This window comes from Ilumatobacter nonamiensis YM16-303, from assembly GCF_000350145.1.
GTDB lineage: Bacteria > Actinomycetota > Acidimicrobiia > Acidimicrobiales > Ilumatobacteraceae > Ilumatobacter_A > Ilumatobacter_A nonamiensis.
The window spans coordinates 1-3291 of sequence record NZ_BAOL01000199.1; the positions used below are offsets into that span (position 1 = coordinate 1).

Consider the following 3291-nt stretch of genomic DNA (forward strand, 5'->3'; position numbering starts at 1 on the left):
GCCATCGGGTGTCTGACACGGAATGGTGCACGGAGGGGTGGGGTCTCGGAGGTGCTCGCTCGATTTACCTGCGGTCCGGATCGGGTCCTCCGTGCGGGTACGGAACGAGGCGGTCGCGAGCAGCGAGCGGAGCGCTCACGTCCCAGGCCGCCACGACGTCGTCGATCGTCGCGAAATGGGTTCGGTCGCCCGAGATCGCGCCGTCGAGGATCGTCGCATAGGCGTCCATGCCGTCGTGGGTGGCCGGGCCGCACAGCATGGCGCGCGACGGGATCGAGTCGGCGAGCGCAGCAGGAGCGCCATCCCTCTCGTCCGCCGCCCGGTCGGGATCGAGTATCCGGATGCACAGCGAGATCTCCGTGGTCGGCGAGATCGAGAACTCGACATTGTTCGGCGGCAGATGCTCGGTTTCGTCGCCGTCCAGCTCCGCCAGTTCGAACACGACTCTCGTGCAGCGTCGATCGAGCGCCTTGCCGGTCACGACGTCGATGGGGACGTCTCGCCAACGATCGAGCGTCGAGTCCATCGTGAACGAAGCGAACGTCGGGGTCGACGAATCGGCATCGACGTCCTCGTGCTCGCGATAGCCCTCGTACTGTCCGAGGACGACGGAGTCCTGACGGATCGACAGCGATTCGAGCGCCTCGGCTCGGGCGGCGCGGAGCGACTCGAGGCGTTCGTCGGAGGGACGCTCCATGAGGGCGAACGCAGCGAGCTGCAGGACATGGTTCTGGACGACGTCGGCCACGACTCCGACGTCGTCGTAGAACGATCCACGTCCTTCCACATCACCCTCCTCGGCCATCTCGACGAGGACGCGCCCGACCGAACCAGCCCGCAGGACGTTGTCGAACAGCGGGTTCGCGGTCCGGACGACGAGCAGGTTCTCGATCGCCGCCTTCGCGAGATAGTGGTCGACGATGCGGAGTCGGTCGGCGCCGAGGTCGCCGGCAATGCGCTCGTACAGGGCACGAGCCGACTCGGCATCGTCACCGAAGGGCTTCTCGACGACAAGACGCGCGATCTCCGGGAGGCGTGAACCGGCGACCGCCGCCGCGAGGTCGCCGAACATCGCCGGCGGGATGGCGGCGTACACGACCGGCATGCGCGCGTCGCCGATCGTGTCGGCGACGGCATCGAACGTCGCGGAGTCCGTCGCATCGCCCTGCACGTAGTGGAGATCGACGTCCTTCGCTGCGGCCGGATCGTGTTCCGCCAACTGTTCACGGAGTTGGGCGACGGTGCGATCGGATCTCCCGACCGAGACGACCGGGATGTCGAGCCGACCGACGCTGTGCAGGTGTGCCAGCGCCGGAAGCAGCTCGTCGTCGCCGAGATCGCCGGTCAGACCCAACGCGACGAGTGCGTCCGCGCGGGCCTCAGCACGCTCCCCCATCACGCTTCGTCGGATCGGAGGTCGCCACCGGGTGCATCAGGAACCATCGTGATCGACAATGTGGTCATGACCGTCGTGGTACCCGCCGAAGGACGAGTCGAATCGTCGAGGTCGGGCGATCGAAGCGCGAAAGCGCGGCCGGGAACGCTCCGTGCACCGACGAAACCTCTCCGACCCCGGGGTTCGTGGTTCTACTCTGGACGGTCCCTTCCCGAATCCGCCCGATGGAGGTCCCACCGATGGCCGTGTTGAACCACACGATCGCCGCCGCTCGCGATGCCGACGCCACGGCGTTGTTCTATGCCGACGTGCTCGGCCTCGAGCCGCCCGTACGGCTCGGTCACTTCGCCGTCGTGAAGGTCAGCAGCGACGGTGGAACGATCGACTTCGTCTCGACCGATGGCGACATCGATCAGATCCACTACGCGTTCCTCGTCACCGAATCCGAGTTCGACGACATCTTCGAACGCATCCAGCAACGCGGCCTGGTGTACTGGGCCGACCCCGGACGCAGCGAAGCGGGCGTCGTCAACGCGTGGGACGATGGACGCGGCCTCTACTTCGACGATCCGAACGGTCACCTGCTCGAGATCATCACCCGGCCGTACGGGAGCGGCGGAACCGACGCCGAGCACCCGCACCCGCTCCTCGCTCCGACCATCGAACCCGACAGCTGACGCAGCCGGCCCAGAAGCTCCGATCTGCGCCGGTGCGTCGACGCTCCCGACCAGGAGGGCGAGGCGAAGCCGTCGCGTGGTTCAGGGCGTGTCGCCGACCCAGTAGCCCGCGAAGTCGGGGGTGACACGGGTCGGGTCGTCGTTGCCGGTGAGTTCGGCGACGCCGGCGAAGATGTCGGCTTCGAGATCCCACCCCACCGAGTTCGTCTCCTCGTAGTGGTCGACCGACTCATCGAGTGCCTGGCCGTACAGGCAAGAAGCCGCGACCGATTTTGCGGCGGGCCCGTACTCGGCGAGAAGCGACGGGTCCTCGGTGATCGCCTTGCAGGTGCTGCCGGCGACGGCATCCGGAAACTCGATCACTCCGGCGTCGTACAGCGCCTGACACGTACCCGCTTCGCCGGTGAGTGCGTCGGCGACGCAGTACACGCGAGAGTCCGACAGCGCTCGCCCGCCGGCACCGTGAGTCCGTTGCCCAGCGGAGCGTCATCGTCGACCTCCCGGACGTTCGCGCCGAGCGGGGTGATCAGGTCGCCGACCGCACCATTCAAGAACAGGGTTTCGCCGCCCAGTTCCTCTTCGAGATGCGATTCGTCCACCCCGGAAAGTCGGCCGTGAAGTACGCATCCTCGGTCGCGCAGACCGAACCAGTGGTCGGTCTCGGCTACCTCGAGTCGCGCCGGGCGCCGCTCGTCGATCGCCTGACCACGGCATCGGCGGGCTGTTGCACCATCAGGTCGTACCACTCGTGGTTCACGTCGAAGGCCGTGTCGGACTCGCGACGCTCGCTGCGGTGGCGGCCGGGTGGTGACCCGACCCGATCTGATCCGGGACAACGACGACCTCCGTCCCACGGACGTGACAACCTGGATCGATGGCGTACGGAACCGCGATCGACCCGGACGCGACCCTCGGGGGGAATGGCGTCCCGTGAGCATCGCTTGGCGCAACGGCGACCGCGGGTACGGCCTGGTCACCCGCACGCTTCACTGGCTCATCGCGCTCGCGATCCTCGCGCAGTTCGTGATCGGCTACACGATGGACGCCGGCGGTCGAGGCCGGGGTCGGGGACGCGGGCGCGGCGGCGAGTCCGGTCGAGGGCGCGGACGCGGCGGCGACGACTACGACCTGTTCGGAGACGACACCCTGCTCACGGTGCACGTCGTGCTCGGGCTCACGATCCTCACCCTCGCCGTGGTTCGTCTGGTGTGGCGGCTT

Annotated in this window: 4 protein-coding genes; 2 read left to right on the forward strand and 2 right to left on the reverse strand. The window is 67.7% G+C overall.

Annotation, left to right across the window (positions count from 1 at the left end; translation table 11 throughout):
- Positions 1 to 64: 64 nt before the first annotated feature.
- A complete protein-coding gene (locus tag ON45_RS16700; protein WP_051063240.1) occupies positions 65 to 1396 on the reverse strand; it encodes a hypothetical protein in 1332 nt (443 codons plus the stop codon).
- 239 nt (positions 1397 to 1635) lie between these two features.
- Between ON45_RS16700 and ON45_RS16705 the strand changes: the two genes are divergently transcribed.
- Positions 1636 to 2073 carry a VOC family protein gene (locus tag ON45_RS16705; RefSeq protein WP_040495280.1) on the forward strand — a complete coding sequence of 146 codons (438 nt, stop codon included), beginning with the start codon at positions 1636 to 1638 and terminating at the stop codon, positions 2071 to 2073.
- An 81-nt stretch (positions 2074 to 2154) separates the two neighbouring features.
- Here the strand turns inward: ON45_RS16705 and ON45_RS16710 are convergent, their stop codons facing one another.
- Positions 2155 to 2502, reverse strand: a complete 348-nt coding sequence (locus ON45_RS16710) for a hypothetical protein (protein ID WP_148288736.1) — start codon at positions 2500 to 2502, stop codon at positions 2155 to 2157.
- Positions 2503 to 3003: 501 nt separating this feature from the next.
- Here ON45_RS16710 and ON45_RS16720 point away from each other — a divergent pair.
- Positions 3004 to 3291, forward strand: a 288-nt coding sequence (locus ON45_RS16720) for a cytochrome b (protein ID WP_173400702.1), incomplete at its 3' end; no start/stop codon positions are given.

What these genes read in the sequence shown, in the direction of transcription:
- ON45_RS16700 (WP_051063240.1), bottom strand. Translation starts at nt 1,396, where the DNA reads ATGGGGGAGCGTGCTGAGGCCCGCGCGGACGCACTCGTCGCGTTGGGT.
- ON45_RS16705 (WP_040495280.1), top strand. Translation starts at nt 1,636, where the DNA reads ATGGCCGTGTTGAACCACACGATCGCCGCCGCTCGCGATGCCGACGCC.